Below are 814 nucleotides of genomic sequence, written 5' to 3'. Positions count from 1 at the left end.
GGTGCCGGTGGTTTTACCGACTTCGATGGTGATTTGCTGACCGTTCGACAGGGTCACGGTCACTGGCGAGCCGGTGACAGGTGCACCCACGGTCGCGGTGTACGTAACGTTCCCGCCTTCAGCCGCCGACTCGGTCGCGGTGAGTTTCACCGTGGTGGCGTCGATGGTGTCAGTGACCTGGGTCACCGCAGGAACCGTGCTGGTCACCAGATTTTCGAAGTTGCCACCGGTCGCGGACTTGATCGTCGCTTCCACGATGCCGGCGTCCTTGTAGACGTCATCGGCAGGGGCCGGAACCGTCACGGTGCCAGTGGTTTTACCGGCCTCGATGGTGATCACGGCGCCGTTGCTCAGAGTCACAGTTACCGGAGTGCCGGCGGCGTTGGTCAACGTTGCGGTGTAGATGATCGAACCGCCCTCGGCGACGGAGTTGGTGGCGCTGAGGGTCAGGTTGGTGGTGTCGACGGTGTCGGTGACGGTGGTCGAAACCGGGGTCTTGTCGGCAACGAGGTTCTCGTAATTACCGCCGGTTACGCCGGTGATCGCATTGGTCAGCGGTGCATGGCCGTTCAGCGCATCGTTCGGTGCAGTGGTGGTCACGGTGCCGGTGGTCTTGCCGACTTCGATAGTGATTTGCTGACCGTTGGACAGGGTCACGGTCACAGGCGAACCGGTGACTGGAGCACCGACAGTCGCAGTGTAAGTAACGGTCCCGCCTTCAGCCGCCGACTCGGTCGCGGTCAGTTTGACCGTGGTGGTGTCGATGGTGTCGGTGACATTGGTCACGGCTGGCGTGTTGCTGGTCACCAGGTTC

The 814-nt window shown here is 62.2% G+C and carries 1 protein-coding gene; it reads right to left on the bottom strand.

Going from position 1 to position 814, the window contains the following annotated elements; translation table 11 throughout:
- Positions 1-814 (bottom strand): immunoglobulin-like domain-containing protein (locus AC1MDC_RS28660; RefSeq protein WP_480394191.1); only part of this gene is annotated, 814 nt, incomplete at both ends.

It is taken from the genome of Pseudomonas sp. 1, assembly GCF_056626735.1.
Note: the sequence above shows the minus strand (reverse complement) of the source record. Positions and strands in the feature narration are given on the sequence as shown.